The sequence below is a fragment of the Prauserella salsuginis genome, assembly GCF_024648885.1.
Classification (GTDB): domain Bacteria; phylum Actinomycetota; class Actinomycetes; order Mycobacteriales; family Pseudonocardiaceae; genus Prauserella; species Prauserella salsuginis.
Map to the genome: position 1 here is coordinate 48,815 of NZ_JANBBF010000013.1, position 25,175 is coordinate 73,989.

General features: G+C 70.2%; 32 protein-coding genes and 1 riboswitch. Of the genes, 17 read left to right on the forward strand and 15 right to left on the reverse strand.

Features of this window, described 5'->3' with window-relative positions; genetic code table 11:
• Positions 1-2: 2 nt before the first annotated feature.
• On the reverse strand, positions 3-791 hold the full coding sequence (locus tag LY40_RS20515) for a PP2C family serine/threonine-protein phosphatase (protein WP_258937876.1): 789 nt from the start codon (positions 789-791) through the stop codon (positions 3-5).
• Between the two features lie 62 nt (positions 792-853).
• On the opposite strand from LY40_RS20515, the gene LY40_RS20520 reads away from it, so the two are divergent.
• Both LY40_RS20520 and LY40_RS20525 read left to right on the forward strand, forming a co-directional pair.
• Positions 854-1,063: a helix-turn-helix domain-containing protein gene (locus LY40_RS20520; RefSeq protein WP_183780114.1), complete on the forward strand. Its 210-nt coding sequence runs from the start codon at positions 854-856 to the stop codon at positions 1,061-1,063.
• Positions 1,060-1,644 carry a Clp protease N-terminal domain-containing protein gene (locus LY40_RS20525; RefSeq protein WP_221212655.1) on the forward strand — a complete coding sequence of 195 codons (585 nt, stop codon included), beginning with the start codon at positions 1,060-1,062 and terminating at the stop codon, positions 1,642-1,644. The genes LY40_RS20520 and LY40_RS20525 overlap by 4 nt, the downstream gene beginning before the upstream one ends.
• Before the next feature lie 4 nt (positions 1,645-1,648).
• Here LY40_RS20525 and yczE read toward each other — a convergent pair whose 3' ends face one another.
• From yczE to LY40_RS20540, 3 genes are all read right to left on the reverse strand, one after another.
• Complete coding sequence (yczE, locus tag LY40_RS20530) at positions 1,649-2,248, reverse strand: membrane protein YczE (RefSeq protein ID WP_258945841.1); 600 nt, start codon at positions 2,246-2,248, stop codon at positions 1,649-1,651.
• Positions 2,249-2,789: 541 nt separating this feature from the next.
• Positions 2,790-3,917 carry a hypothetical protein gene (locus LY40_RS20535; protein WP_258937877.1) on the reverse strand — a complete coding sequence of 376 codons (1,128 nt, stop codon included), beginning with the start codon at positions 3,915-3,917 and terminating at the stop codon, positions 2,790-2,792.
• A gap of 131 nt (positions 3,918-4,048) precedes the next feature.
• Positions 4,049-5,215, reverse strand: coding sequence for a pyridoxal phosphate-dependent aminotransferase (locus tag LY40_RS20540; RefSeq protein WP_183780105.1), 1,167 nt, complete (start codon positions 5,213-5,215; stop codon positions 4,049-4,051).
• A gap of 83 nt (positions 5,216-5,298) precedes the next feature.
• Here LY40_RS20540 and LY40_RS20545 point away from each other — a divergent pair, with 83 nt between their 5' ends.
• A complete protein-coding gene (locus LY40_RS20545; protein ID WP_258938049.1) occupies positions 5,299-6,588 on the forward strand; it encodes a DUF445 domain-containing protein in 1,290 nt (429 codons plus the stop codon).
• Positions 6,589-6,975: 387 nt separating this feature from the next.
• Here the strand turns inward: LY40_RS20545 and LY40_RS20550 are convergent, their stop codons facing one another.
• Complete coding sequence (locus LY40_RS20550; protein WP_258937878.1) at positions 6,976-7,500, reverse strand: CGNR zinc finger domain-containing protein; 525 nt, start codon at positions 7,498-7,500, stop codon at positions 6,976-6,978.
• A gap of 193 nt (positions 7,501-7,693) precedes the next feature.
• Between LY40_RS20550 and LY40_RS20555 the strand changes: the two genes are divergently transcribed.
• Positions 7,694-8,059: a VOC family protein gene (locus tag LY40_RS20555; protein WP_183780100.1), complete on the forward strand. Its 366-nt coding sequence runs from the start codon at positions 7,694-7,696 to the stop codon at positions 8,057-8,059.
• 31 nt (positions 8,060-8,090) lie between these two features.
• On the opposite strand, the gene LY40_RS20560 is transcribed toward LY40_RS20555, so the two are convergent.
• Positions 8,091-8,573 (reverse strand): YbaB/EbfC family nucleoid-associated protein, encoded by a 483-nt coding sequence (locus LY40_RS20560; protein WP_258937879.1) that lies wholly within the window; start codon positions 8,571-8,573, stop codon positions 8,091-8,093.
• A gap of 61 nt (positions 8,574-8,634) precedes the next feature.
• Entirely contained in the window at positions 8,635-9,321 is a 687-nt protein-coding gene (locus LY40_RS20565; RefSeq protein WP_258937880.1) for a hypothetical protein, read from the reverse strand.
• A 540-nt stretch (positions 9,322-9,861) separates the two neighbouring features.
• Here LY40_RS20565 and LY40_RS20570 point away from each other — a divergent pair.
• The 8 genes from LY40_RS20570 to LY40_RS20605 all read left to right on the forward strand — a co-directional run bounded on the left by LY40_RS20570 (position 9,862) and on the right by LY40_RS20605 (position 14,306).
• Positions 9,862-10,257: a helix-turn-helix domain-containing protein gene (locus LY40_RS20570; protein ID WP_183785068.1), complete on the forward strand. Its 396-nt coding sequence runs from the start codon at positions 9,862-9,864 to the stop codon at positions 10,255-10,257.
• A gap of 6 nt (positions 10,258-10,263) precedes the next feature.
• On the forward strand, positions 10,264-11,010 hold the full coding sequence (locus tag LY40_RS20575; protein ID WP_183780091.1) for a hypothetical protein: 747 nt from the start codon (positions 10,264-10,266) through the stop codon (positions 11,008-11,010).
• Positions 11,011-11,093: 83 nt separating this feature from the next.
• Entirely contained in the window at positions 11,094-11,390 is a 297-nt protein-coding gene (locus LY40_RS20580) for a DUF2516 family protein (RefSeq protein ID WP_183780088.1), read from the forward strand.
• Positions 11,391-11,556: 166 nt separating this feature from the next.
• Entirely contained in the window at positions 11,557-12,096 is a 540-nt protein-coding gene (locus tag LY40_RS20585; RefSeq protein WP_183780085.1) for a YbaK/EbsC family protein, read from the forward strand.
• A 56-nt stretch (positions 12,097-12,152) separates the two neighbouring features.
• Positions 12,153-12,593 carry an SRPBCC family protein gene (locus LY40_RS20590; protein WP_258937881.1) on the forward strand — a complete coding sequence of 147 codons (441 nt, stop codon included), beginning with the start codon at positions 12,153-12,155 and terminating at the stop codon, positions 12,591-12,593.
• Positions 12,590-13,603 carry an NADP-dependent oxidoreductase gene (locus LY40_RS20595; RefSeq protein WP_258937882.1) on the forward strand — a complete coding sequence of 338 codons (1,014 nt, stop codon included), beginning with the start codon at positions 12,590-12,592 and terminating at the stop codon, positions 13,601-13,603. Before LY40_RS20590 ends, LY40_RS20595 begins: the two co-directional genes overlap by 4 nt.
• A 62-nt stretch (positions 13,604-13,665) precedes the next feature.
• On the forward strand, positions 13,666-13,905 hold the full coding sequence (locus LY40_RS20600) for a FitA-like ribbon-helix-helix domain-containing protein (RefSeq protein ID WP_183780076.1): 240 nt from the start codon (positions 13,666-13,668) through the stop codon (positions 13,903-13,905).
• The gene (locus tag LY40_RS20605; RefSeq protein ID WP_183780073.1) at positions 13,902-14,306 is read left to right on the forward strand and encodes a type II toxin-antitoxin system VapC family toxin; all 405 of its coding nucleotides are present in this window, start codon (positions 13,902-13,904) and stop codon (positions 14,304-14,306) included. Before LY40_RS20600 ends, LY40_RS20605 begins: the two co-directional genes overlap by 4 nt.
• Before the next feature lie 195 nt (positions 14,307-14,501).
• On the opposite strand, the gene LY40_RS20610 is transcribed toward LY40_RS20605, so the two are convergent.
• On the reverse strand, positions 14,502-15,449 hold the full coding sequence (locus LY40_RS20610) for a methionyl-tRNA formyltransferase (protein ID WP_183780070.1): 948 nt from the start codon (positions 15,447-15,449) through the stop codon (positions 14,502-14,504).
• A gap of 167 nt (positions 15,450-15,616) precedes the next feature.
• On the opposite strand from LY40_RS20610, the gene LY40_RS20615 reads away from it, so the two are divergent.
• Both LY40_RS20615 and LY40_RS20620 read left to right on the forward strand, forming a co-directional pair.
• Positions 15,617-16,933, forward strand: coding sequence for a lysine N(6)-hydroxylase/L-ornithine N(5)-oxygenase family protein (locus tag LY40_RS20615; protein ID WP_258937883.1), 1,317 nt, complete (start codon positions 15,617-15,619; stop codon positions 16,931-16,933).
• A gap of 88 nt (positions 16,934-17,021) precedes the next feature.
• Positions 17,022-17,213 carry an MbtH family protein gene (locus LY40_RS20620; RefSeq protein WP_258937884.1) on the forward strand — a complete coding sequence of 64 codons (192 nt, stop codon included), beginning with the start codon at positions 17,022-17,024 and terminating at the stop codon, positions 17,211-17,213.
• Here the strand turns inward: LY40_RS20620 and LY40_RS20625 are convergent.
• From LY40_RS20625 to LY40_RS20635, 3 genes are all read right to left on the reverse strand, one after another.
• On the reverse strand, positions 17,210-17,524 hold the full coding sequence (locus tag LY40_RS20625) for a DMT family transporter (RefSeq protein ID WP_183780061.1): 315 nt from the start codon (positions 17,522-17,524) through the stop codon (positions 17,210-17,212). The two genes, LY40_RS20620 and LY40_RS20625, sit on opposite strands and share 4 nt — an antisense overlap.
• A 14-nt stretch (positions 17,525-17,538) precedes the next feature.
• A riboswitch (guanidine-III (ykkC-III) riboswitch) is annotated at positions 17,539-17,603 on the reverse strand.
• Positions 17,604-17,611: 8 nt separating this feature from the next.
• Positions 17,612-18,262 (reverse strand): LysE family transporter, encoded by a 651-nt coding sequence (locus LY40_RS20630; RefSeq protein ID WP_258937885.1) that lies wholly within the window; start codon positions 18,260-18,262, stop codon positions 17,612-17,614.
• Positions 18,259-18,396, reverse strand: coding sequence for a hypothetical protein (locus LY40_RS20635; RefSeq protein WP_183780054.1), 138 nt, complete (start codon positions 18,394-18,396; stop codon positions 18,259-18,261). Before LY40_RS20635 ends, LY40_RS20630 begins: the two co-directional genes overlap by 4 nt.
• 304 nt (positions 18,397-18,700) lie before the next feature.
• Here LY40_RS20635 and LY40_RS20640 point away from each other — a divergent pair, with 304 nt between their 5' ends.
• The 3 genes from LY40_RS20640 to LY40_RS20650 are packed head-to-tail and all read left to right on the forward strand — an operon-like array spanning position 18,701 to position 21,917.
• Entirely contained in the window at positions 18,701-19,816 is a 1,116-nt protein-coding gene (locus tag LY40_RS20640) for a FecCD family ABC transporter permease (RefSeq protein ID WP_258937886.1), read from the forward strand.
• Positions 19,813-21,006 (forward strand): FecCD family ABC transporter permease, encoded by a 1,194-nt coding sequence (locus tag LY40_RS20645; RefSeq protein ID WP_372497715.1) that lies wholly within the window; start codon positions 19,813-19,815, stop codon positions 21,004-21,006. The genes LY40_RS20640 and LY40_RS20645 overlap by 4 nt, the downstream gene beginning before the upstream one ends.
• Entirely contained in the window at positions 21,003-21,917 is a 915-nt protein-coding gene (locus tag LY40_RS20650; RefSeq protein ID WP_258937887.1) for an ABC transporter ATP-binding protein, read from the forward strand. The genes LY40_RS20645 and LY40_RS20650 overlap by 4 nt, the downstream gene beginning before the upstream one ends.
• Here the strand turns inward: LY40_RS20650 and purU are convergent.
• Genes purU through LY40_RS20670 form a run of 4 tightly spaced genes read right to left on the reverse strand, consistent with a single transcriptional unit; the run spans position 21,870 to position 25,125 of the window.
• Positions 21,870-22,745, reverse strand: coding sequence for a formyltetrahydrofolate deformylase (purU, locus tag LY40_RS20655; RefSeq protein ID WP_183780042.1), 876 nt, complete (start codon positions 22,743-22,745; stop codon positions 21,870-21,872). The genes LY40_RS20650 and purU overlap by 48 nt on opposite strands.
• Before the next feature lie 29 nt (positions 22,746-22,774).
• Positions 22,775-23,473, reverse strand: coding sequence for a maleylpyruvate isomerase family mycothiol-dependent enzyme (locus LY40_RS20660; protein ID WP_258937888.1), 699 nt, complete (start codon positions 23,471-23,473; stop codon positions 22,775-22,777).
• Entirely contained in the window at positions 23,364-24,191 is an 828-nt protein-coding gene (locus LY40_RS20665) for a DedA family protein (RefSeq protein ID WP_258937889.1), read from the reverse strand. The genes LY40_RS20660 and LY40_RS20665 overlap by 110 nt, the downstream gene beginning before the upstream one ends.
• On the reverse strand, positions 24,184-25,125 hold the full coding sequence (locus LY40_RS20670; RefSeq protein ID WP_258937890.1) for a lysophospholipid acyltransferase family protein: 942 nt from the start codon (positions 25,123-25,125) through the stop codon (positions 24,184-24,186). The genes LY40_RS20665 and LY40_RS20670 overlap by 8 nt, the downstream gene beginning before the upstream one ends.
• Between the last annotated feature and the right edge of the window lie 50 nt (positions 25,126-25,175).

Here is a 25,175-nt window from a genome sequence, read left to right on the forward strand (position 1 = left end):
GATCACCCGGATCGGGCGGTGAAGTCGACCACGGCGAGCGCCTGATCGTCGTGGATCTTCGGTCTCGGCCACCGGGTCCGGTCGCGGTCGGAGCGTTCCGCGTCGCGCACGGTGTCCAGTACGGCTTGCGGCCCCTGCGTGTACGCGAGCCGGTGCAGACCGTGCCAGTCGAACAGCCCGTAGTCGGTGACGCCCGCGGCGACGCCGTCGGTCGCGAGAATCAACGTCTCCACCTCGGCACGCGGCCACTGCGCCTGGACGGCGTGCGCCGCAGCCGACGGGTCGGCCTCGGCCACCCAGAATCCGCCGTCGTGGTTGCGCAGTGCGTCCACCGCCGCTCGAGTGCGCAACCGGCCTGCTGTGCGCAGCCGGGGCAGTCGTTCGTCCGCAACGACCTCGACGTCGTCGGTCCCGAACTTCACCACCGGACTGTCGGCCAGGACCAGCACGTCGACGACGTCCGGCGACCAGCGGGCGAGCGCGACCGTGCTGGACGGGCTCGCCCCGGCCTGCAGAGCGTGGTCGCGTGCGACGACGTCGATCGCTTCCGCGAGTGCCGCCTCCGGGTCGGATGACCGCAGCAGCGTCTCACGCAGGCGCTCTGCCAGGCGTTCGGAGTACCAGCCGCCGCTCGGCAGTCCCGGACGCTGTTCGGTCGCCCCGTCGAGCACGGCGATCGCGCCCGTCTGCGGTTCACCGCCCGAGTCGACCACGACGACGCGGTCCTCGGTCGGACGTGGATCGCCGCGCAGGTCTGTCCCGGCCTGTTCGGCGATCTCGATCCGTGGCACGCGGACCACCATAGTTGTCAACTCTTGTTGACAAGCGTGTTATGTCAACTTAAATTGACACCATGACGAACGCGACCGAACTGGCGACCCAGGCGGGTGACAGCGACCCCCGTACAGGCTTGCGCGCCGTCGCTGCCCTGCGGAGGTTGCTCGAGCGACTCGAAGCGGTGCAGGTGCGCAGCGCGCGCGTGCACGGCTGGTCCTGGCAGGAGATCGCCGACGAGCTCGGTGTCAGCAGGCAGGCGGTCCACAAGAAGCACGGGAGGCGATGACCGTGTTCGAGCGGTTCACGAAGGACGCACGCAGTCTCGTCACGACGGCCGTCGGCTGGGCCGAGGCCGACGATTCCGCACGGGTCGATGCGCTGCACCTGCTCACCGCGGTCGTCGACTCCGGCCGAACCGCCGCCGGGACCGGCGCCCTCGACCTGCTCGCCGCGATCGACGCGCGGCCGGGCGTCATCACCGATCGAGTGAGTGAACTGCGCCGTTACGGCGGGCTGAGCGAAGCCGATCGGCGAGCCCTGCGTGACCTCGGCATCGACGTCGACACAGTCGTCGCCCGGGTCGAAGACCGCCACGGTGAGGGTGCGCTGGCGGCGGGAACGGCCGACGCCGGGGACCCTGGCCGGCGTCGCAACCGCTGGCACCTGCCGTTCGGCGACGATGCGAAACGCGTGCTGGAAGCGAGCCTCCGGGAGGCGCAAGATGTCCGCGACGACGCCATCGGTGGCGAGCACATCCTGTCGGCGCTCGCCACCGTGCCGGGGCCGGCGGCCGACGTCCTCGCAGCCGTAGGCGCATCCCCTGATCGGCTCCGCCGCGCATTGTTGCAGCGCAGGAACACCGTATGACGGTTCACGTGCGCGGACGCCACACGACCCACGGCAGGAACAGCTGAGTCAGCGGGCCGATCGACAGCGCGAACAACACCGTTCCGGCGCCGGCCGTGCCGCCGAGCAGCCAGCCCGCGCCGAGTACGCACACTTCGAGCGCCGTCCGCACCAGGCGCACCGACAGACCGGTGCGTGCCGTCAGCCCCGTGAACAGGCCGTCACGCGGACCCGGGCCCAGTCGGGCTCCGACGTACATCGCCGTCGCCAGACCGTTCAGCACGACCCCGCCGAGCAGCAGCGGAATCTGTACCGCGAGGTGTTCCTGCGGCGGTAGTACCAGCCGCACCAGGTCGACCGATACGGCGATGAGCACGACGTTCGCGATCGTGCCGATCCCCGGACGCTGTCGCAGCGGGATCCACAACAGCAGCACGGTCACCGCCGTCACCACGGTCACGGTGCCGAACGTCAGTCCGGTGCGGTGCATCAGGCCCTCGTGGAGCACGTCCCACGGGTTCAGGCCGAGCAACGATCGCGACATCATCGCCATGCTCGTGCCGAACAGCACCAGCCCCACGACCAGCTGGATCAACCGCCGCGCCGGGTCATGGCGCACTGTCACCGGATGAAGTTCGAACTGCGCCGTGGCCGCCACACGGACCACTATCGGCTGCCTCGGGCGGCGCGGTCCATCGGGTTCAGCCAGTGGGACGCCGGTCACTCCGGGAGGTGTGCGAAAAGGCGGAGCCGGTGCGCTGGATCCCGGGGGTGCCGTCACTCCAGAAAACGGCGTCAGACCCAGCGCACCGGCTCCATCCGTGTCACGCGGACACGGAGTGCCGCCTGCGGAACCGGCATCGCCCCTCGCTATGCCGGTCCGCCCGGCGGCTAGGTGCGCAGCGGCGACATCGCCCCACCTGGCGCGGTGAGCGAGGCGATGCGGCGCGCACCCGAACACGGCTCCGGCGCCGCGGGGGCAGCGCGGCGCCGGAGCCAGGACCCGTCTCGGCCAGGCGCGGTCGGCCGAGCGGGAAGTCGTCGATACATGCGGATTACCCCGAAACGGACACGTGTACGCACTGCGGCACACGCGATGGGTCACTACGGAAGCGGGCGGAAACCGCCCGATGGGCACAGTTGCCCGAGGGAGATGCCGGTCGGGGTCAGTCCGGCGCGGTGGGAGGAAGGCCCAGGTGGACCGCGTCGACGTCGACGTCGCTCGCATTCGCGGCGCCGAGGACGTGCAGCCGCTCGACTGCGGGCGTGGACGGCAGTACGCCCTGATGGCTGCGGCCGCCGCCGTTGTCGCAGTTCGCGCCGGCGATCGAGCTCGCGGGCGCAGGCTTCGGGACGGTCGGCGCCGGGACTGTCGGCGACGCGTGTGACGTCGGCTCGCCGTGGGCCTGGGGCGCCGGAGCCGTCTGCCCGGTGATCGTGTTGGCCGTGGTGCCCGTGGCACGGGGTGGTGCGGGCTGGGCGGGTGTCGCCGGAGCGGCCGGGCGTGCCGGGGCGGGCGAGTCCGCCTGGACGGGTGCCGTTTCGACCGGCGCCGGATCGCGCGTCGGCTCGGAGTCGGCCGGGTCGGCGGGCGGCTGCGGCTGCGGTGCCGGAACGAGCGGTGCCGCGACGTCGTCGACCGTGCCGGTGACGGTCCGCTCGACCTGCGCCACGCTGTCGCGCACGACACGGTCGACCTGGTCGACCGTGTCGGTCACGCGGTGCAGCACGCCGTCCTCGTCGCGGCCCGTCAGCCCGTCGGCGAGGTCGCCGGTCAGGTCCGCGACCAGACCGCCGCCGGAGTCACCGGATGCCGGTACGGCAGGCTCCGGCTCGGCATCCGGTGCCGGCTCGGCCACGTCCGCTCCGACCTGCGCGGTGTCCGTATCGGTGGTGGCCGCATCGCTGGTGGTGGCCGTATCGGACTCGGCCGTGCCTTCCGGGACGTCCGCGGTCGTGGGCTCGCCGGTTGCGGGCTCGGGTGCGGCGGGAGTGGTGGGTTCGCGCTCGTCCGGGGTGCTGAGCGCTGCGTTCTCGGCCCGATGCGGGAGTGTGCTGTCGGTGTCGCCGGTCGCGATGCCGCCCAGCCCCGCGTCGTCGGCAGGATCCGCCGTGTCGTCGGAGGCGGTGACAGGGCCGGTGTCGACGGCCGATCCCGACGGCGGAGTGGGCCCCGGGGACGTGGTCGAAGCCGACGCCGATCCGGTGACGAGCAGCCAGGCGATCAGCGCGAACGCGGCGACCACGAAAGCGCGCACGACGACGGCGGCGCGTACGCCCACCGTCTTTCCCATCGCACACTCCCGCGGTCTGGCCGTTTCCGGCGGTCGGCCGGTGGCCGGGATCGTCGCAGGTCCGGCCGCGGTCTTTCTAGCACCGAGGCGGGGGGTTCCACCGATCGCGGGTGCGTGACCGGCCGAACGTCTCAGCCCCGATGTAGCTGGTGCAGGCGTTCGACAGCCTCGTCGAGCACCTCGTCACGCTTGCTGAACGCGAACCGCAGCACGTGATTCCACTCGTCCGGGTGGTCGGTGAACACCTTGACGGGGACCGCCGCGACGCCCGCGAGCTCGGGGAGACGCCACGCGAGGTCCTCGGCGTCGGTGAAGCCGAGCGGCCGCACGTCGGCGCACACGAAGTACGTGCCGGCACTCGGCCACACCGCGAAGCCGGCCTCGGTGAGGCCCTTGGACAGTCGGTCGCGCTTGGCCGCCAGCGATGTCCGCAGCTGCTCGACCCAGCCGAGCTCGTGTTCGAGCGCGTACGCGACGGCAGGCTGCAGCGGCCCACCGGAGACGAACGTGAGGAACTGCTTCGTGGTCTTCACCGCCGCGACCAGCTCCGCGGGTGCGCACACCCAGCCGATCTTCCAGCCGGTGCAGTTGAACGTCTTCCCCGCACTCGAGATCGACACGGTGCGTTCGCGCATCCCCGGCAGCGTCGCCAGCGGGGTGTGCTCGATGTCGTCGAACGTCAGGTGTTCGTACACCTCGTCCTGCACGGCGATCAGGTCGTTGTCGACGCACACCTCGGCGATGGCGGTCAGCTCGTCGTGGGTGAACACGGTGCCGGTCGGGTTGTGCGGCGAGTTGACCAGGATCGCGCGGGTGTCTGGGGTGACGGCGGCGCGCAGGGCGTCGACGTCGAGTGCGAATCGCTCGCCGTCGGAGGCCAGCGGGACCGTGCGGCGCTGCGCGCCCGCCATGGCGATCGCGGCGGCGTACGAGTCGTAGTACGGCTCGATGGCGATCACCTCGTCGCCGCGGTCGGCCAGCGCGAGCAGGGATGCGGCGATCGCTTCGGTGGCGCCTGCCGTGACCAGGACCTCCGTGTCGGGGTCGTAGTGGAGGCCGTAACGCGTGCGGTGCTCGGCGACGGCCTTGCGCAGTTCGGGGCGTCCGGGCCCGGGCGGGTACTGGTTCGCACCGCCGTACAGCGCGTCCCTGGCGGCGTCGAGCATTCCGGTGGGCCCGTCGGTGTCGGGAAAGCCCTGGCCGAGGTTGACCGCGCCGGTGCGCGTGGCCAGTGCCGTCATCTCCGCGAAGACGGTCGACGTGAACGGTTGGAGGCGGGAAACGAGAGGTGGGCGCACGGGAATCGATCCTCACGGACAATGCGGGTGTGGAGCAACCGAGTGACGACGTGACTTCCGGCGCCGGGACGTCCGGGCCCCCGGTGTCGAGTGCCGCCGCCCCGGCACCGGCGCCGTCCGGTGGCCTCGCCGGCGACGAGGCCAAACGGCAGAGCCTGCGCCGGATGAAACAGGTGGCGCTCGCGTTCCTGTTCGGCGCGGCGGTGGTGTTCCTGCTGGCCAGGTGGGCCGAGAGCGAGGGTTGGCCCGGATGGGTCGGCTACGTGCGCGCCGCGGCCGAGGCCGGCATGATCGGCGGCCTCGCCGACTGGTTCGCCGTCACCGCGTTGTTCCGGCATCCGCTGGGGATCCGGATCCCGCACACGGCGATCATCCCCAACAAGAAGAACGTGCTGGGGGAGAGCCTCGGCGACTTCGTCGGGGCGAACTTCCTGTCCGAACCCGTCGTGCGGGACAAGCTTCGGCGCCTCGAGGTGTCGCGGCGTACGGGCGAGTGGCTTGCGGCGCCCGACAACGCCGAGCGGGTGACGGCGGAACTTTCGACCGTCGTGCGCGGCGCCGTGACGGTGCTGCGGGACGAGGACGTGCAGGTCGTGATGGAACAGGCCGTCGTCCGCCGCGTCGTCGACCGCGAGTGGGGTCCGCCGCTGGGCAAGCTCCTCGAACAGGTGCTGACCGACGGCGCGCACTACCGGTTCGTCGACCTGATGTGCGACCGCGCGTACGACTGGGTGCGCACCAACCACGCCACGGTGCTGCGGGTCGTGTCGGAACGGGCGCCGTCGTGGTCGCCGCGGTTCGTCGACGAGATGCTGGCCGACAAGGTGTACGGCGAGGTGCTGACGTTCGCCTGGGCCGTGAAGACCGACGTCAACCACCCGATGCGGCTGGCGCTCGACCGGTTCGCGAGCGAGTTCGCCCAGGACCTGCAGAAGGACCCGGAGACGATGGCGCGCGCGGACGCCGTGAAACGTCAGCTCGTCGAACACCCCGAGGTGAAGAAGCTGATCGGCTCGGCGTGGGCGACCGCGAAGGACATGCTGCTCACCGCAGCCGAGGATCCGTCGAGTGAACTGCGAACGCGCGTACGGGAAGGGCTGCAGACGCTGGGCGGCCGGTTGCAGGCGGATGCGGAGCTGGCCAGGAAGGTCGACGGCTGGATCGAGGACGCCGCCGCACACGTCGTGCGGCACTACTCGCGGGAGATCACGACGATCATCACCGACACCGTCGAACGGTGGGACGCCGAGGAGACCTCGCGCAAGGTCGAGCTCCAGGTGGGCCGCGACCTGCAGTTCATCCGCATCAACGGCACGGTCGTCGGCGCGCTGGCGGGCCTGGTCATCTACACGGTCGGTGAGCTGCTGTTCTGATTCCCGTGCTGGTGCTGGTGCTGGTGCTGGTGCTGGTGCTGGTGCTGGTGCTGGTGCTGGTGCTGGTGCTGGTGCTGGTGCTGGTGCTGGTGCTGGTGCGGGGCAGGGCGGGCTACCCCGTCGACCTGGAGCCCCGCGCCGGCCTCGATTCGTCGTGTGGGCGTGGGCGTGGGCGGGCTCCGGTGGACGCTCGGTCGCTCCATGCCCGGTCGGCCCATGCTCGGTCGCCCCGGGTGCCCTGCCGCCGGTCGCGGTGCGTGACCGTGTGGCTGCAGCCGGGCTTGGTCCGATCCACTCGTAGTGTGGTCCAGGCCACCCGAGAGGGGGAGGTTATCCACAGTGGGTGGGGTTATCCACGTAGTTATCCACAGGTCCGGTGGGTTGTGGTCAACCGGCTGTGGAGTCCTCGCCGGGTGCTGAGCCGGTGCGCTTGCGGAACGTGCGCGCCTTGACGCGATTGCCGCACACCTGCATCGAACACCACGTGCGCGAACGGTTGCGGGACTCGTCGTAGAACGCCCACAGGCAGTCGTCGGCAGGGCAGATCTTGATGCGGCGCCAGTCGCCGAGTACGGCCAGCCGCATCGCCGCGGTGAACACGGCCGAGACGGCGTCGTCGGCGATCAGCTGCGGGTCGGCAGTGGGGGAGAGCCGGAACGCGACGTCGACGGGTATTCGCAGCTCGCGCGCGGTGTGCGAGGTATCGGTCCCGGCGACCGGATCACTTGCCGGCTCGCCCGCGGCCTCGCGGAGGACCCGGCGGGCGCGGAACGCGTCGTCGATCGAGCCCGGCGTCAACTCGCGCGCGTGGGTCCACGCGTGCCACTCGGTGACGGAGCGCAGCACGTCGACGTCCTTCTCGACGTCGACGGTGTTGAGGAAGTCCAGCACCAGCCTCACGTCCGCGTCCACGTCACCAGTGTATTGGAAACAGTGGTTGCGTCCGGTTTTCGTAACCGGCATCATGTGTTCATTGGTTATGACGGTGTCGGCCTGGTGGTGGGGGCGGCGTGTTGTGCTGCTGTGACCAAGCTGTGGAGCTGTGACCGGGCTGTGCCGCTGTGACGCCGTTCCGTCGGGTGAATCGAGCGCAAGGAGGCGCTGAATGAGTACATCGGTGACGTTGGGCTGTGTCGCCCTGGACTGCCCGGAGCCGTATCGGCTCGCGGACTTCTACGGGAAGCTCCTCGGCTGGGAGCTCGACCCCGACTCGGACGACGAGTGGGTGACGCTCGTGAACCCTGACGGCGGGGCGGACATCAGTTTCCAGCGCGACCCCGACTATCGGCCGTCGACGTGGCCGTCGAACGAGCGGCCGCAGATGCTGCACCTCGACTTCACGGTCGGCGATCTCGACGCCGAACACCAGCGGACGCTGGATCTCGGTGCGCGGCTGCTCGACGACAAGCCCGAGACCTTCCGCGTCTACGCCGACCCGGACGGCCACCCGTTCTGCCTCTGCGCCTGTTGAGGCCCGTCTGCTGAGGCCCGTCTGTGAGGTTTCAGTCCAGCTTGAGCGGGTCGTGGAACGGATCCGTGTCGTCGTCACGCCGGCCGCGGTGCGTGTCCGAACGCGGTTCGGCGGGAGCGGATCCGCTGCTCGGCGCGAAGGCTGCCTGGGGGCCGAGGATGCGGGCGATGCCGACGTCCTGGCCGACGTGCCGGTGCACGAGGTCGACGTGCTTCTCGGTGGCCTGCCGGATCGCCTGAGCGATCGTCGCGTTGATCGACGACGCCAGGGATGACGCGTTGGTGTTACTCAGCGCGTTGTCCGACAGTTCCACGGACTGCACGATGCCGCCGGCCCCGGCTGTCACGGTCACCGTGCCGTCGGGGGAGGTCGCCGTGGCTCGTAGAGAATGGAGCTGTGTTCTCGCCTCGTCCAGAGTCGACAGCAGCTCGTCGAACTCGGCCTGCTTGTTGCGGGCCTGTCGTACCTGGGCGCGTGCCTGTTCGATGAGCTGTTCACTGGTCGGTTCCGTCATCGAACCCCTCGTCGCTCCTGGTGCGGTGATCAGTGGTGGCGGGTCTTCGGCGGTTGTCGTTCTAACCCGCCTGGTACGGAGCAGGTGCCGGTTCCGCGCTGTCGGCACGGTCGCGGCGTTCGAAGGTCAGCCTGACGAGATTGCGGTCCCCACCCCACAACGCGAAGCTGCGGTAGTAGCTCTTCAGCGTGTAGCCGAGCTCCCAGGCGACCGCGCAGTAGAGATCTCTGCTGGGCAATCGGTACGACAACGCGTAGATCCGCACCTTCTTCCGCCCGTCGAACTCGCGGATCAGCGCGGAGACCAGGTGATCGAGGGTCGGCCCGGGGCGGCGGAACTTGAGCACGAACGCGGCCGTCCATGCCGGAAGTAGCAGCGCACCGACTGCAACGAGCCCCAACAGCACACCTGGTTCGCCGGTCGTAGCCCCTAGGCTCAGGGCCAGCATCCTCAGCAACGGCACCATGGGTATGGCGGCTGCTATGCAGCGCCGTCGATGGGACCGGAACGGCTTCTGGTACGGCACGCATGTGTCCTGGATGGACCGGATCGGAACGCGGCTGATCAACATGAGAAACGGCCCGGGTGGCAAGCCGAGTGCGCGGACGACCGACGCACCGAACTGCCGCGCGACGGTGTCGACGTGCTGCGGACTGGGTGTGACCTCTTCGGTCCGCAGCCACGTGAACGGCTTGTCCCGCAGGGCGAACGCGACCGTGTCCTGCAACGAATCGTGTGCCGTGACCATCAACTCGATCCTGTCGTGGCCTGCTGTGACGTCGTCGTGGCCGGTTGTGTCATCGCGACCGCTCGGCCTGCAGGTCGAAACGGAGACTGTCGGCGATCCGGCGGGTCTGCGCGGCGACCAACGGCCACGCGGCCTCACTGACGGTCGCGGACCTGTTCGGCGCCGTCCTCGAGTGTCCTGATCAGTGTGCCCAGCTCGGCGATGTTGACGGCGTAACCGTCACTCATGTCCCCCTCCTCGTATCCCCGCGCGGTGCGCGCTCCCCCGGGATGGCGGTCGGGACCGTAACACCTGACCTGCGGAGGAAGGCGCAGATGAGGCGGGGCCACCCGGATCGGTCACGAGTGTTCGGCGTCACACGCGAAGGGTGCAAGCAGGGTGCTTGCAATAGCTAGCACTCGTGGTTACCGTGGAAAACGTCGTAGGGAGGTGGCAGGCGTGACGGGGAAGTCGGACGGTGCCGAGCATCGTGACGACGATGTCGACGGCGACCGCGACGGCCGACCCGGCGCCGGTACGGATGAGGATGCGACCGGACCGATGGACAAGATGGCCGACCTCGGCCGGGACATCGGGTCGTACATCCGCCAACAACGCAGCAGCGCCAAGATCTCCCTGCGGCAGCTGTCCAAACTGGCCGGTGTTTCCAACCCGTATCTGAGCCAGATCGAACGCGGGGTCCGCAAGCCCAGCGCGGAGATCCTGCAGCAGATCGCCAAAGGGTTGCGAATCTCGGCGGAGGCGCTCTACGTGCAGGCCGGAATTCTCGACGACCTGCCGGAAGGGGGCCCGGTGCTCGACGCGATCCGCGCCGATACCGAGCTGTCCGAGCGCCAGAAGACGGTTCTGCTCGACGTCTACGAGTCGTTCCGCAGGCAGAACCGCGAAGAGAGCACGCCCGGAACCGAACCCGAACAGCCGCACGCCGAGGAGTGAGCCGACATGGCTACCGAGACCGCCAAGACCGAATCCGCCAAGACCGAGAACGACGGCGCCAAGACCCCCGTCGACCAGCTCAAGACCCCGCTGCTCGCCGCCCTGGGCGCAGGCAACCTCGCGAGCCACGCCGTGAACGACGCGCTGGCCAAGGCCAAGGAGCGTTACACCGACGGCGGCGACGTCGTCCGCAAGAGCGTCGAGGACGCCAAGAAGGGCTTCGAGGACGCGAAGAAGAACCTCGAGGAGCTGCCGTCTGAGCTCGAGGGGCTCCGCGACAAGCTCGACCCGGCCGAGCTGCGCAAGCTGCTCGACGAGTACACCGACGCCGCGCTGAAGCTGTACCACCGGCTGGCCGAGTCCGGTGAGGAGGCCTGGGACAAGCTGCTCGCGCAGCCGCAGGTCAGGAAGGCCACCGACCAGCTCGGCGAGACGTTCCAGACCGTGCAGGTGCGTGTCGACGGTGCCACGGCCGACGTGCGCAAGGGCATCGACGGCGTCGTCTCGAAGGTGACGTCCACGGTGCGCGGCGCGGGCGAGGACGCCGGTGAGGTCGTCGAGGCGACCGCGGAGAAGATCTCCGACGCCGCAGAGAAGGCCGAGGCGAGCGTCGATGAGGCCACCACGCCCGCCAAGCCGAAGACCACCACCAAGTCGTCGACCACGTCGAGCGCGAAATCGACCACCACGCGCCGCACCACGAGCGCCGCGAAGAAGTCGACGGGCTCCACCGGTTCGAAGAGCGACAACTGAGCTGACCGTCCACACCTCGGGCTCCGGTTGTTACCGCAACCGGAGCCCGAAGTGTGTTCGGCGTCTGACGTACGCTGAGTGGCGTGCCGTATCTCGCGTACTGGATCGTGTTCGCCATCGACTGGGCAGGCACTCTCGTCGGCCTGGTCGCCTTCGTACACGCGCTGACCCAGCGCTCCGACGCCTACACCGCAGCCGACCGGCACACGAAGCCGATGTGGCTGGGCATCACGGGTGGTGCGACGCTCGCGATGCTGCTGTTCAACTTCTACGGCGCCGGGCTGATCTTCTGGCTGGCCGGCATCGTGGCTGCGCTCGTCTACATCGTCGACGTGCGCCCCAAGCTGATCGAGGTCCAGCGCGGCGGTTCCTCCTGGTGACGCGCTGATCCTCGGCCCGGCGACACTCCGGGCACGCGTCCTGTCATCCCGAGCGTCGTCCCGTGACCCGGGCGCCGACCCGGTGATGTCCCGGTGCCGACCCGGTGGTGCTCGGCGCGTCGATGCGCCGCGACTCGATGCTGACGGGGTGACCTACGGTGGCGATGTGAACGACTGGAACATCGCGGGGACGCTCACCGTGCAGTCGGCCGTCGAGCGTCCCGACCTCATGGCCGAACCGGTCGCGGGCGCGCTCGACTCCGTCAAGGCGCCGGTCGGCGTCGCCGAGATCGATCCGGAGCTGGCCGACACCGCCGCGTTCTGCGAGGCGTATTCGTCGCCGCTCGAAGCGTCGGCCAACTGCGTCGTCGTCGCAGGTAAACGTGCTGGCGAGGTGCGCTACGCCGCCGCGCTCATACTCGCGACGACCCGCGCCGACGTCAACAACGTCATTCGCAAGCGCATGGACGTGCGCAAGGTGTCGTTCGCCCCGATGGAAGAGGCTGTCGAGCTGACCAACATGGCCTACGGCGGCATCACGCCGATCGGCCTGCCTTCGGACTGGCCGGTCCTCGTCGACGCCGCGGTCGCCCGTGCGCCGGAACTCATCGTGGGCAGCGGCATCCGCGGCAGCAAACTGCTCGTCACCGGGTCGGCACTCGCCGCGTTGCCGGGAGCCGAGGTCATCGAGGAGCTCGCCAAGTAGAACCGGGTCAGCGCCCGGCCGGACGCGACCCGCCACACGATCAACAGGGAGAGCACATGGGACAGGTCACCGCCATAGCCGAGCGGACGATCGACGCGCCCGCCGACACGGTGCGCACGCTCGTCGCCGACTACACCGACACCAGGCCGAAGATCCTCACCGAGGCCTACCGCGACTACGCCGTCAGCGACGGTGGCACCGGCGCGGGCACGGTCGCGACCTGGAAGCTGCAGGCCACGTCGAAGCGCGTGCGCGACGTCGCCGCCACGGTCACCGAACCGAAGCCGGGCACGATCGTGGAGACCGACGCCAACTCGAGCATGGTCACCACGTGGACCGTCGAGGAGGCCGGCGACAAGTCGACCGTGCGCATCGAAACCACCTGGCAGGGAGCAGGCGGCATCGGCGGCTTCTTCGAGAAGACGTTCGCGCCGGCCGGCCTCAAGCGCATCTACGACGGTGTGCTCGACAACCTGGAAAAGGTGGCCACGGCATGACGGAGTCCGGTGACAACGCGGTGGAGATCCGGCTCGCCGAGCGGCCGCACGGCGAGCCCACGATGGCGAACTTCGAGATCGCCGACGTCGACGCGGGTCGGCCCGGGCCCGGTCAGGCGCTCGTGCGCAACACGTGGCTGTCGGTCGATCCGTACATGCGCGGGCGGATGAGCTCGGCGAAGTCCTACGCCGCGCCCTACGAGGTCGGCGAGCCGATGACGGGTGGTGCGGTCGGCGAGGTCGTCGCGTCGAACGCCGACGGCCTGGCCGTCGGCGACACGGTGCTGCACCAGCTCGGCTGGCGCACGCACGCGATCGTCGACACCGACAACGCCGCGAAGATCGACGTCACGTCGGCGCCCGCGCAGGCCTACCTCGGGGTGCTCGGCATGCCGGGGCTGACGGCCTACGCGGGTCTGTTCGACGTGGCCCGGTTCGCCGAGGGTGACGCCGTGTTCGTGTCGGGCGCGGCCGGTGCGGTCGGGTCGATGGTCGGCCAGCTGGCGAAACTGCGCGGCGCGTCCCGGGTGATCGGCAGTGCCGGGTCCGCCGAGAAGGTGCGGTGGCTGACCGAGGAGCTCGGGTTCGACGCGGCGTTCAACTACAAGGACGGGCCCGTCGCCGACCAGCTGAAGGCCGCTGCGCCGGACGGCGTCGACGTCTACTTCGACAACGTCGGCGGCGAGCACCTCGAAGCGGCCATCGGCTCGATGAACCTCGGTGGGCGGATCGCCATCTGCGGGATGATCTCGCAGTACAACGCGACCGAGCCGCAGCCGGGCCCGCGCAACCTGGTGCAGTTCATCGCCAAGCGGATCACGATGCGCGGCTTCCTGGTGGGCGACCACCTCGACGCGCGCCCGCGGTTCGTCGATGAGGTCGCGCCGCTGGTCGGCGACGGATCGATCGTCTACAGCGAGACCGTCGTCGACGGCATTCGCAGTGCGCCACAGGCGTTCCTCGACCTGCTCGCCGGCTCCAACACGGGCAAGATGCTCGTCCGCGTGTGAGACGGTGGTGGATCGGCGCCGAAGTGCATGCATTTCGGCGCCGATCTCGGTATGGTCATGTCATGACCACCATCCAGGTCAAAGACGTGCCCGACGAGGTCGCGGACGTGTTCCGCCGTCGAGCGGCCGAGGCGGGGCAGTCGCTGCAGGCGTACATGCGCCAGTACCTCATCGAGGCTGCGCGTGAACGTGCGAAGGCCGACTACGTACGGGCCGTCGAGGAGAACCTCGCCGCCTGTGCGACGCCGGGGGCGACGGCGGGCTCCATCGACGAGGTGCTTCGCGAGGCGCGTGGCGAGTGACCGCGAGTGAGTACGTCGTCGACGCGTCGGCTCTCGTCGCGGCGCTGACGCGGAAGGACGGCGTCGGCGCGGCGTTGCGGAAGTTGCTCGCCGACAGTCGGGTGCATGCGCCGTATCTGATCGACGCCGAGGTCGGTCAGGCACTGCGGGCCCTCGAGCGGCGCGGCGAGATCACCGGGGACGAGGCGTTGACCGGCCTGCGGGCGTTGCGCGGACTCGTCGACGATCGGTACGACCAGGTGGTCCTATTGGAACAAACCTGGTCACTGCGGCACACGATCACGTTCTACGACGGGCTCTACGTCGTGCTCGCGTCCGCGTTGGACATGCCGCTGCTGACGGGTGACATCAGGTTGAGCAGCGCACCCGGACTGAACTGCAAGGTCGAACTACTCCGCTGACGGCGACCGGCGCTGCCGGTGACATCCGTCGGCCCGGTCGCCGCGTCCGCCGGGTTCGGTCGCCGAGGAGATCCACCGGTGCTGCCTCGGCTCGACAGTGGTCGCCGCCGGTTCGCGCACTTTTCGGGGGCGCGAACCGGCGGCGCGTCTCGGTGTCCTCGGGGTGTGTTCTCGAGGTGTCCTTGGGGCGTCACCTCACGGGTGCGAGGTCAGGTAGCCGCCCATCTTCGTGAAGAATTCCGTGCCCGCGTATTCCGTGCCGTCCTCGGTGCGCACCCGTTCGATGCGCAGTCCGTGGTTCCGGCCGAAGCGCGCGTCGGCACCCGCGACGATCGCCACGCCCTTGCCCTCGGGATAGAAGATGCGTCCCGGGGTGCCGCCGTACTTGCCGTCCGACACGGACGCCTCGATGATGCGGATCCGCTCGCCCTTGTAGTACGTGTAGGCGTTCGGATACGGGTCGGCCAGCGCGCGCACCAGCCGGTCGAGGTCCGCGGCGGGCCACGTCCAGTCGATGCGGCTGTCCTCGAGTGAACGTTTGTGGAAGAAGCTGGCCTTCGACCGGTCCTGCGGAGTCCAGTCGGTGCGCCCGCCGGCGATGAACTCCAGCGCCTCGGCCACCAGTGGTTCGATCTTCTCCACCGTGGCGTGGACCAGGTCGATGGCCGTGTCGCGCGGGCCGACGGTCACGGACTTCTGGCCGACGATCGGGCCAGCGTCGAGCTCCTCGTTCATCATGTGGGCGGTCACGCCGACCTCGGGTTCGCCGTTGATGAGCGCCCAGATGATGGGGGAGAACCCGGCGTAGGCGGGCAGTAGTGAGTCGTGGATGTTGAGCGTGCCGTGGGTGGGCAGGTTGTAGATCTCCGGCGGCAGCCAGGTGCGCCAGTTGTTGGCGACGATCAGATCGGGCGCCACCTCACGGAGCTTGTCGACGAGCGCGTCGTCGGGTCGCTGCGCCAGTACCGCCTCGACACCGTTCTCCCTGGCGAGGTCTTCGACCGAGTCGGCCAGGATCCGTTCGTAGGCATGTTCGGACCTCGGGTGCGTGACGACCATCGCCACCTCCACGTGCTCCGAATCGAGCAGCGCACGCAGGGTGCGGTGCCCCCACGTCTGGTAGCCGAACATGACGACCCGCATCGGTCCTCCGTAACGTCGTGGGCGAAACGCACCCAGTGAAGCAAGGCTTGCCTAAGCTGACAACCCTTGACGTCGGAGTCGAGGATCACCCTCAAAAGGTCTAACTGAGGCAGCCCTTAGTTAGGTTAGGGTAGCCTCTGTCTGGCTGTCTCGGCGATAGGACTGGTATGACTCAGGGGCTCGCAGGCGATGTACCGGTGTACGACCTCGTCGGCGTGGGTTTCGGGCCGTCGAATCTGGCCCTCGCCATCGCGGTCGCCGAGTACAACGAGGACGCGGCCGAGCCCGTCACGGCACAGTTCCTCGAACAGCAGGCCTCGTTCGGCTGGCACCGCGGCATGCTCATCGATGACGCAACCATGCAGGTGTCGTTCCTCAAGGACCTCGCGACGCTACGGAATCCGACGAGCCGCTTCAGCTTTCTGTCCTATCTGCACGACCGCGGGCGGCTGGTCGAGTTCGTCAACCACAAGACGCTGTTCCCGCTACGGGCCGAGTTCCACGACTACTTCGGATGGTCGGCCGCGCAGGTCGGCGACATGGTCTCGTACGGCACCCGGGTCGCCGGGATCGAGCCGGTGTTCGACGGCGACGAGATCGGTTGCGTCGATGTGCGCACCTCCTCCGGAGCGGTGTACCGAGCGCGGAACGTCGTGCTCGCGACCGGATTGCGGCCGCGGATACCGGACGGCGCCGAGCTGTCCGATCGCGTCTGGCACAACAGCGAACTGCTGCAGCGCGTGCCGTCCGTGCCGGGCGACGCGCGGCGGTTCGTCGTCGTCGGCGCGGGGCAGAGTGCGGCGGAGGTGACGGCGCACCTGCACTCGACGTTCCCGGACGCCGAGGTGTGCGCGGTGTTCTCCCGCTTCGGCTACAGCCCCTCCGATGACAGCCCGCTCGCCAACCGGATCTTCGACCCGGCATCGGTCGACGAGTTCTTCGGCGCGCCCCAGGATGTCAAGGACCGCCTGATGGACTATCACGCCAACACGAACTACTCCGTCGTCGATCTGGAACTCATCGAGGACCTGTACCGGCGGCTGTATCGCGAACGGGTGCTCGGGCAGGAGCGGTTGCGCTTCTTTCACGCCTCCCGCGCGACCGACGTGGTCGAGACCGCCGACGGTGTCCGGACGACGGTCGAATCGCTCAGCAACGGGGAGAAATCGGTACTCGACGCCGACGTGGTTGTGTACGCCACCGGATACCTGCCCGCCGACGTCGACGCCCAGCTGGACGGGCTCGCCTCGCACGTCACGCGTGATCCGGCGGGCAGGCCGCGGATCGAACGCGACTACCGGGTGCACGGCGGTGCCGCCCTGTCGGCCGGCGTGTACCTGCAGGGCGGCGCCACCGAGCACACCCACGGCATCACGTCGTCACTGCTGTCGAACAACGCGATCCGTTCCGGTGAGATCCTCGACTCCGTCCTGCAGCGACGCAGCTCCCGGGTGACGGCCGAGTTCGCCGTCAGCGGGTCGTGACGAACACGGACATGGCCGAGGACGATCTCCGGACCATCCCCCGGAAAGCGGTCCCTGCACAGTGGACAACGGACATGAGGAGTGAGCGATGAATCCGTTCGAGGACAACGAAGGCCGGTTCTACGTGCTCGTCAACGACGAGGACCAGCACTCGCTGTGGCCGTCGTTCGTGGACGTTCCCGCGGGCTGGCGCATGGTGTTCGGTGAGGACACCCGCGAGGCCTGCCTGCGCTACGTCGACGCCGAGTGGACCGATCTTCGCCCCTCGAGTATCCGTTAGCTCACGGCCTTCAAGCCGACGACGCAGCCGATGATGCCGACGAGGAACAGCACCTTCAGCGGGGACACCACTTCGTCCCCGGTGGCCATGGCGTAGACCACGGTGCCCACGGCGCCGATCGCCACCCACACGGCGTAGGAGGTTCCGGTCGGCAGGTCGCGCATCGCGTACGCCAGCCCGGCCATGCTCACCACGAGAGCGGCGAGGAACACCATCGACGGCCCCAGCCGCGTGAACCCCGCGGTCTTCCCCAGTGCGGTCGCCCAGACGGCCTCGAACAGCCCCGACACGATCAGGATCAGCCACGACATGACAGGTCCCTTCCGACGGCCGTCTTGTCGCGTTTCCGGGTACGGCTCCCTCGTCCGGGAACCCTGATTCGGGTCCTACGACAGGTTTTACACGCTCAGCGCCGTGATGGCAGCGAGCCCGATCACCATGGTGCTCGACACCACAGCCGTCAGCAGCCGTCCCCGCGGGCCCGAGACGACGCGGCCCAGGGCCGAGCCCGCGAACGCCAGCGCCAGCTGCCAGCTCGCCGACGCCGCGAACGCCGCGGCGACGAACACCGCCGACGCCACCGGCCCAGCCGGACCCGCGCGGTCGATACCGGCGCCGTCGCCGAGGACGAGCGCGGCGAAGTAGGTGAGCGTGGTCGGGTTCAGGCACGTGATCGCCAACAACACGGCGTAGGCGCGTCCGGGAGTGGCGGGTGTCCCGCGTGCCGGCGACGTGATCCGCCCACGGGTGCGCTGCCGGTGTTCGATGATCGCCGAGCCTGCGATTGTCACGGCGATCGCCACCAGCACCGCCGCGGACGTCCACCGCAGCGGCGTCGCCACGGGTTCGAGGACGGCGGCCACGGCGCGACCGCCCACCACCGCCAGCAGCGCGTATCCACCGTCCGCGGTGGCCACCCCGAGGGCCGCGCCCACGGCGACGCTCCTCCGGGTGCGAGCCGCCAGCGTGACCAGGTACGCGCCGACCGCGCCGACGGGGATCGCGATGCCGTATCCGGCGACGAGCCCTGCCAGCAGCGCCCCGGTCACGGCTGCGCGGTGGTCGACCTCCCGATGCCGCTCGGCTGCTGTCGCTGCACCGTGACGCCGACGACAGCAGGTACGCCGACGACGGGTGCGCGGGTGGCCGAGGTGGCGTCGAGCGCGGTGCGCGGGCAGGTCATGTGCACACCCTGCGGGTGTGCTGCCAACCGGGGCAACGGATTTTCGCGTCCGCGCCGGATGCGCCGAGCGAAGAACAGGGGCCGGAAGGCGCAACACGGCCCCGTCAACAACGTGGCCCCATCAACACAGCCGCGCGGCAGGGCGTCGGTGAGGGGTCGTGGTCGGGCGACGGGAGGGCGCAACACGGCCCCTGGAGAACGCAACACGGCCCCTGGGAAACGCAACACGGCTCCCGGAGAACGCAACACGGGGCGTGGGGAGGCACACGTCGAGGTGAGTCACTCGATTGGTTAGCCTCACCTTATGCCGTCGACCGCCGGGACCGAAGCCGAGCCCGGACCCCGAGCCCAGTCCGGGCCGTCCGCCACGAGCGGGACCGCCACGGACACCGGGTCCGTCACGGCGACCGGTGTCACCACGCGGGGGACCGTGGCGCGGGGCGCCGGGCTCCTGGTGGCCGCGGGCGCGTTGCTGTTCCTGGCGCTGGCGAGCGTGTGGTTCGGGTCGAAAGGGATTCCGCTGCTGCAGACCTGGGACCTGCTGTGGCACAGCGACGGCTCCGACGCGGCCGTGGTCATCCACGAGTACCGCATCCCGCGCACGATCCTCGCCGTGCTCGTCGGCGCGAGTCTCGGCCTCGCGGGCGCGCTCATGCAGGCGCTCACCCGCAACCCGCTCGCCGATCCCGGGCTGCTCGGCATCACGATGGGCGCCTCGACCGGTGTCGCGCTGGCGCTCACCTACCTGGGCATCACGACCGTGCTCGGCTACGTGTGGCTGGCGTTCGCCGGGGCAGCCGTCGCCAGTGTGGTCGTCTACGCGCTCGGCAGCGCGGGTTCGCGTAGCGCCACCCCCGAACGTCTCGTCGTCGCGGGTGCAGCCGTCACCGCGGTGCTGTTCGCCGTCAACAGCGGCCTCATGCTCACCGCGCCGGATGCGTTCGAAGAGTTCCGGCGTTGGCAGGTCGGCTCGTTGTCCGGCCGCTACTACGACGTGCTGCTGCCGGTCCTGCCGTTCATGGCCGTCGGCATCGTGGCGGCGCTGCTGCTGATGCGCCCGCTCAACGCACTCGCCATGGGTGACGACCTCGGCCGCGCACTGGGCGCCCACCCCGACCGCATCCGCATCGCCGGAGCCGTCGCCATCACGTTGCTGTGCGGCGCGGCGACGGCCGCCGTCGGGCCGATCGGGTTCGTGGGACTGGCCGTCCCGCACGTCGCCCGGTTCCTCGCCGGACCCGACCAGCGCTGGGTGCTGCCGTACTCGCTCGTGCTGGCGCCCACGTTGCTCGTCGGCGCCGACCTCGTGGGCCGAGTCATCGCACCGCCCGCGGAGATCCAGGTCGGCATCGTCACGGCGGTGGTCGGTGTGCCGGTGTTCCTCGCGCTGTGCCGCAAACGAAAGCTGGCAGCCCTGTGACCCCGCCGCCGAACCCCGCCGACACCCGGCCCGCCGACACCGGACCCGCCGACACCGGACCCGCCGACACCGGACCCGCCGACACCGGACCCGCCGACCCACGGGCCGTCGATACGCATGCCGCCGGCACCCGGGCCACCGACGCGCGGGCCGTCACCGGTCGCGTCGTCCGTGCGGGCGGCCTTTCGCTGCGCATCGCACCGCGGACGCTCGTCGTCGGCGCCGTCGTCGCGGCGCTGCTCGCCGCCGTCATGGTCGTGACGCTGACCGCGGGCGAGTACTCGCTGACCCTCGGCCAGGTGCTCGCCTCCCTCGCCGGCCGCGGCGACGAGACGGGCGACTTCGTCGTCTACACGCTGATGCTGCCGCGGCTGCTGGTGGCGGTGCTCGTCGGCGCGATGCTCGCCGTCAGCGGTGCGATCCTGCAGACCGTCACCCGCAACTCGCTCGGCAGCCCCGACGTCATCGGATTCACCAGTGCGGCCGCGACCGGCGCGCTCGTCGTCATCACGGTGCTCGGCGGCACGATGCTGCAGGTCTCGCTCGGTGCGCTGACCGGCGGCGTCGTCGCAGCTCTGCTGATCTACGTTCTCGCGTACCACCGCGGCGTGAGCGGCCTGCGGTTCGTGCTGATGGGCATCGGTATCAACGCGCTCGCCGTCGCCGCGAACTCGATGCTCATCACGCGCGCGAGCCTGCACGACGCGCTCACCGCGCAGGCATGGCTCGTCGGCAGCGTCAACTCTCGCGGCTGGGAACACGTCGTCGCGGCCGCCGTCACGCTGGCCGTGCTGCTGCCGGTGGCGCTGTCGCGCACGCGGTCGCTGTCGATGATGGAACTCGGCGACGACACCGCGGGTGCGCTCGGCGTGCGCACCGGGCGTGACCGGACGTTGTTGATCGGCGTGAGCGTGCTGCTCGCCGCGTTCGCCGTCGCCGCCGCTGGACCCATCACGTTCGTGGCGCTGGCCGCGCCGCAGCTCACGCGCAGGCTCACACGCACGTCGGCGCCGGGTCTGGTGACGACCGCGCTCGTCGGGGCACTGCTGCTGGCCACGGGAGACCTGCTGGTGCAGCAACTGTTCCCCGCGGCACAGCTACCCGTCGGAACGGCCACGGGCTGTGTCGGCGGGCTGTACTTGATCTGGCTGCTGGCGTCCGAATGGCGCGGAAAGGGCAGGTACGCATGACGAGGCTGCGCGCCGAAGACCTCACGCTCGCCTACGACCAGGCGACCGTCGCGCGGGAGCTGTCCGTCGACATCCCCGACGGTTCGTTCACCGCGATCATCGGCCCCAACGCGTGCGGCAAGTCGACGCTGCTCAAAGCGCTCGCGCGGATGCTCAAACCCAAGGCGGGCACGGTGCACCTCGATGGCAAGGCGATCACGTCGCGGCGGTCGAAGGACGTGGCCAAGCGGCTGGGCCTGCTGCCGCAGTCGTCCACCGCGCCCGGCGGCATCACCGTCGGCGACCTCGTCGCCCGCGGCCGGTACCCGCACCAGAGCGTGCTCCGGCAGTGGTCGGCCGAGGACGAGGCCGTCGTGGCCGAGTCGATGCGGCTCACCGGCGTCGCGAACCTGGCGCAGCGGGTCGTCGACGAACTGTCCGGCGGGCAGCGGCAACGCGTGTGGCTGGCGATGGTGCTGGCCCAGCAGACGCCGATCCTGCTGCTCGACGAGCCGACGACGTTCCTCGACATCGCGCACCAGATCGAGGTCCTGGACCTGTGTGCGGACCTGCACGACGACGGCGAGCACACCCTCGTGGCCGTGCTGCACGACCTCAACCAGGCGTGCCGCTACGCCACGCACCTCGTCGTCATGCGCCCCGGCGGGATCGTCGCCGCGCAGGGCGAGCCGTCGCGGATCGTCACCGCCGGCCTCGTCGAGGACGTGTTCGGCCTGTCGTGCCGCGTCATCGACGACCCCGAGACCGGCACGCCGATGATCGTCCCCGCGGCCCGCACCGCCCGCTCGGCGTCCGCGGCCACACCGGCCTCGACGGAGCAGGAGCCGGTGCCTGGATCGACGGGCGGGGACGCGCAGCCCGCGTCACAGCACCATGGTCCGGTTGCCGTGCACGAGGACGCGGCCCTCTAGGTGCCACCGCAGGCCGCGCGAGAGCGTCACCTTCTCGACGTCGCGGCCCTTGCGGATCATGTCGTCGACCGAATCGGTGTGGTCGACCCGCATCACGTCCTGCTCGATGATCGGCCCCGCGTCGAGGTCGGCCGTCACGTAGTGGCACGTCGCGCCGACCAGCTTCACGCCGCGCAGGTGCGCCTGGTGGTACGGGCGCGCGCCGATGAACGACGGCAGGAAGCTGTGGTGGATGTTGATCGCGCGGCCCTGCCACGCCTCGCACAGTTCCGGCGGGAGGATCTGCATGAACCGCGCCAGCACCACCGCGTGCGGGTCGTGGGCGTCGACCAGCTTCGCCACCTGCGCGAACGCCTCGGCCTTCGACTCGGGGCCGGTGCCGAACGGCACGTGGTGGAACGGGATCCCGTGCGCACGCGTGATGTCTGCGAGGTGCTCGTGGTTGCCGATCACCGCGGCGACGTCGACGTCCAACTCCCCGGAGGCGACGCGGCCCAGCAGGTCGTACAGGCAGTGGCCCTCCTTCGACACGAGGATCACCACGCGCCTGCGTTCGGCGCTGTCGAAGACCTTCCAGTCGGCCTCCGCACCGAGCGACCGCGCGATACCGGCGAACCGCGCGCGCAGCTCGTCGATGTCGAACGGGACGGACTCGGCGGTCACCACCTGCCGCGTGAAGAACCAGCCCGTGTCCGGGTCGGTGTGGTAGGCCGAGTCGGTGATCCAGCCGCCGAGCTCGGCGAGGAACGACGAGATGCGGGCGACGATCCCCGTGCGGTCGGGGCAGCCGAACTTGATGACGTACTTGCGCGTATCGGGCACGGCCACCCATTATCCGCCGACGGAGTTCGCGCTGGTCAGGGGGTCTCGAGCGGATCGAGGAGCGTGGCTTCGCCGGTGATCGACACGTCGGCAGGCCTGCGCCAGAGCCGCTTGTAGACGGCGTCCGCACCGCCGCTGAGGGTGACGTCGGGGTCGGCGGGGCCCGTCAGTGCGGGCGGCTGCCCCGGCGCGAGCGCCAGCGACCACAGCCTGCGGGCGTCCTCGGCGTGCACCAGCACCGTGCCGCGCGCCTCGACCGCCGACCAGTCCGCCCTCCTGCGGTGGATGATCATCGACAACGCCTCGTCCACGCCGTCGGCCGCGAACATCGTGTCGAACGTCGTGGCGTCCCGTCCTGCGGCGAGTTCGGCGTCGAGCCGGTGGATGGCGGCCTCGTGTGCCTGCCTGCGGGCCCATGCGCGGAGATTCGCCTCGTAGCACGGGAACGGCATGTGGGCCGGTGTTTCCGGGCCGCTGTCGAACGCCCGGCGCAGCTCCGCGCGGGTGCCGTCCCACCACGGGACGATCTCGTCCCACTCCTTCGGCGGGCGCTCGCCGCGCGGTTCACCGCCGTGCGGATCGGCGATGCACGCCAGCACCCACGCCTGCACCGCCGCCACGTGCCTAACGAGGCGCGCGACAGTCCACTCCGGACACGTCGGCACCGTCGCCTCCGGGCCCGCCGCCAGCGCCGCCTCCCGCAACGCGTCGCCCTGCTCGTCGAACGCCGTCAACAGGGTCTCGTAGCTCAGCGGACCGTCGTTGCCCTGCGGACCGTCGTTGCTCCGCGGACGGTCGTTGCTCCGCGGGCTGGGGGTGTGGTTCGGATTTGCCGCGTCGGTGTTCACGGCGCGACAGTAGCCGCCTGCCACCCTCGACGAAACCCAAGGTCAGCAGTCCCAGTGCGAACGCGGCGAGCAGTCCCGCAACCGGATCGTCGGCGAAACTCGCCGCACCCGCCGCCCCGATGAGCACCGAGTAGACCGCCCAGATCGTCGTGCCCGCGAGGTCGAGCAGCGCGAACCGGCCGAACGGATACCTCAGCCCGCCCGTCGCCAGCGCCGACGCGACCCGCCCGCCCGGGAAGTAGCGACCCGCGACGATCAACACCACAGCGTGCCTGTCGAGCCGGTCGGCGGCCCACGCGTAGTTGCGCCTGCCGCGTTCGCTGCGCACCAGCCGCGAGATGCCGAACGGGCCCAGCCCGCGGCCGATCCCGTGGCCCGCGCAGTCACCCGCCCAGGCGCCGAACGCCGCCACCGCGGTCAGACCGGCCAGCGCCGTCACGTCGGAGGTACCCAGCAGCACCGCCATCGTGATCACGGTCGACTCGCTGGGCATGAACGGAAGCAGTGCATCCAGCCCGGCGATCGCGAACACCACCAGCCACAGCCACGGCTCGTCGAGGTGGCTCTGCAGCAGCGTGGTGATGTCGTGCAGCACGTCAAACATGCGCGGCCCCGGCGTCGGTGCCGGTGTGCCCGCGGGAACCCGTCGCGTGGACGGCGCGCGTGAGGCGTTGAGACTCGCCCTGAACGGCGCGCTGCGCGCGGTGGGCGAGCGCGCGGCGGTCGCCTGCCGGTTCGAGGGGGCGGTGGCACTCGGCGTGGATCGTCAGATCGCGGGCACGGATCACGCGGGGCAGCGAGGAGGCGAGGCCGTCGTCGCCGACGAACGCCGCGATCGTGGACGGTTCGCCGCGCTGGCGGTAGGACAGCGTGACGGGACGAATCGGTGCGCCGGCGTCCAGCGCGGCCTGGAACACGGCCCGGCGGAACGGGCCGCCCGGGCCGCTGCACCACGTCGTCGCCTCGGGGAAGGCCATGACGGTCTCGCCTGCGCGGAGACGCTCGGCGACGGCGTCGACCGAGGCCGGCAGCCCGCGCAGCGACCACCGGTCGAGCAGCAACGTCCCCATCCGCCGCGCCTGCCTGCCGATGAAGGGCCAGCTCGCGACCTCACGTTTCGCCAGGAACGTCAACGGTTCGAGAGCCAGCAACGCCGGAATGTCCAGCCACGACACGTGATTCGCGACCACGAGCGTCCCGACGCCGCCGTGTTGCGTTTCCCGGGGGCTGTGTTGCGCTCGCCCGTCACCCGACCGCCGCCTCTCATCGACGCGCTGCCGCGCGATTGCAGCCATGCGGTCGTGTTGTGCCCACTCGTGCGCCGCTGTCCCCGGGTGCCACCCGGTCGCCGGGCACTCGTCGGTGCGCCGTGGAGACCCCGCCACGGCGAGCGGGCCCGTCGCCGTGAGCGTGACGCCCAGGGTGTCGAGGGCCGCCGCCGCTCGGCGCCGGATGGTGTCGCCGGTGTCGTGGTCACCGTCGGTGTCGTCGGGGAGAGTGCCGGTCAGGACTTTCGCGAGGGCCACGGTTCGCCGCACGCTCTCCATGGTCGACACCGGCGGCAACTGGTGCGTGACGCAGCGGGGAG

What these genes read in the sequence shown, in the direction of transcription:
- LY40_RS20615 (WP_258937883.1), top strand. Translation starts at nt 15,617, where the DNA reads ATGACTCAGGGGCTCGCAGGCGATGTACCGGTGTACGACCTCGTCGGC.
- LY40_RS20565 (WP_258937880.1), bottom strand. Translation starts at nt 9,321, where the DNA reads ATGGTCACGGCACACGATTCGTTGCAGGACACGGTCGCGTTCGCCCTG.
- LY40_RS20575 (WP_183780091.1), top strand. Translation starts at nt 10,264, where the DNA reads ATGGCTACCGAGACCGCCAAGACCGAATCCGCCAAGACCGAGAACGAC.
- LY40_RS20620 (WP_258937884.1), top strand. Translation starts at nt 17,022, where the DNA reads ATGAATCCGTTCGAGGACAACGAAGGCCGGTTCTACGTGCTCGTCAAC.
- LY40_RS20600 (WP_183780076.1), top strand. Translation starts at nt 13,666, where the DNA reads ATGACCACCATCCAGGTCAAAGACGTGCCCGACGAGGTCGCGGACGTG.
- LY40_RS20625 (WP_183780061.1), bottom strand. Translation starts at nt 17,524, where the DNA reads ATGTCGTGGCTGATCCTGATCGTGTCGGGGCTGTTCGAGGCCGTCTGG.
- LY40_RS20535 (WP_258937877.1), bottom strand. Translation starts at nt 3,917, where the DNA reads ATGGGAAAGACGGTGGGCGTACGCGCCGCCGTCGTCGTGCGCGCTTTC.
- LY40_RS20590 (WP_258937881.1), top strand. Translation starts at nt 12,153, where the DNA reads ATGGGACAGGTCACCGCCATAGCCGAGCGGACGATCGACGCGCCCGCC.
- LY40_RS20520 (WP_183780114.1), top strand. Translation starts at nt 854, where the DNA reads ATGACGAACGCGACCGAACTGGCGACCCAGGCGGGTGACAGCGACCCC.
- LY40_RS20570 (WP_183785068.1), top strand. Translation starts at nt 9,862, where the DNA reads ATGGACAAGATGGCCGACCTCGGCCGGGACATCGGGTCGTACATCCGC.
- LY40_RS20650 (WP_258937887.1), top strand. Translation starts at nt 21,003, where the DNA reads ATGACGAGGCTGCGCGCCGAAGACCTCACGCTCGCCTACGACCAGGCG.
- LY40_RS20595 (WP_258937882.1), top strand. Translation starts at nt 12,590, where the DNA reads ATGACGGAGTCCGGTGACAACGCGGTGGAGATCCGGCTCGCCGAGCGG.
- LY40_RS20665 (WP_258937889.1), bottom strand. Translation starts at nt 24,191, where the DNA reads ATGTTTGACGTGCTGCACGACATCACCACGCTGCTGCAGAGCCACCTC.
- LY40_RS20640 (WP_258937886.1), top strand. Translation starts at nt 18,701, where the DNA reads ATGCCGTCGACCGCCGGGACCGAAGCCGAGCCCGGACCCCGAGCCCAG.
- LY40_RS20555 (WP_183780100.1), top strand. Translation starts at nt 7,694, where the DNA reads ATGAGTACATCGGTGACGTTGGGCTGTGTCGCCCTGGACTGCCCGGAG.
- LY40_RS20525 (WP_221212655.1), top strand. Translation starts at nt 1,060, where the DNA reads ATGACCGTGTTCGAGCGGTTCACGAAGGACGCACGCAGTCTCGTCACG.
- LY40_RS20635 (WP_183780054.1), bottom strand. Translation starts at nt 18,396, where the DNA reads ATGACCTGCCCGCGCACCGCGCTCGACGCCACCTCGGCCACCCGCGCA.
- LY40_RS20610 (WP_183780070.1), bottom strand. Translation starts at nt 15,449, where the DNA reads ATGCGGGTCGTCATGTTCGGCTACCAGACGTGGGGGCACCGCACCCTG.
- LY40_RS20560 (WP_258937879.1), bottom strand. Translation starts at nt 8,573, where the DNA reads ATGACGGAACCGACCAGTGAACAGCTCATCGAACAGGCACGCGCCCAG.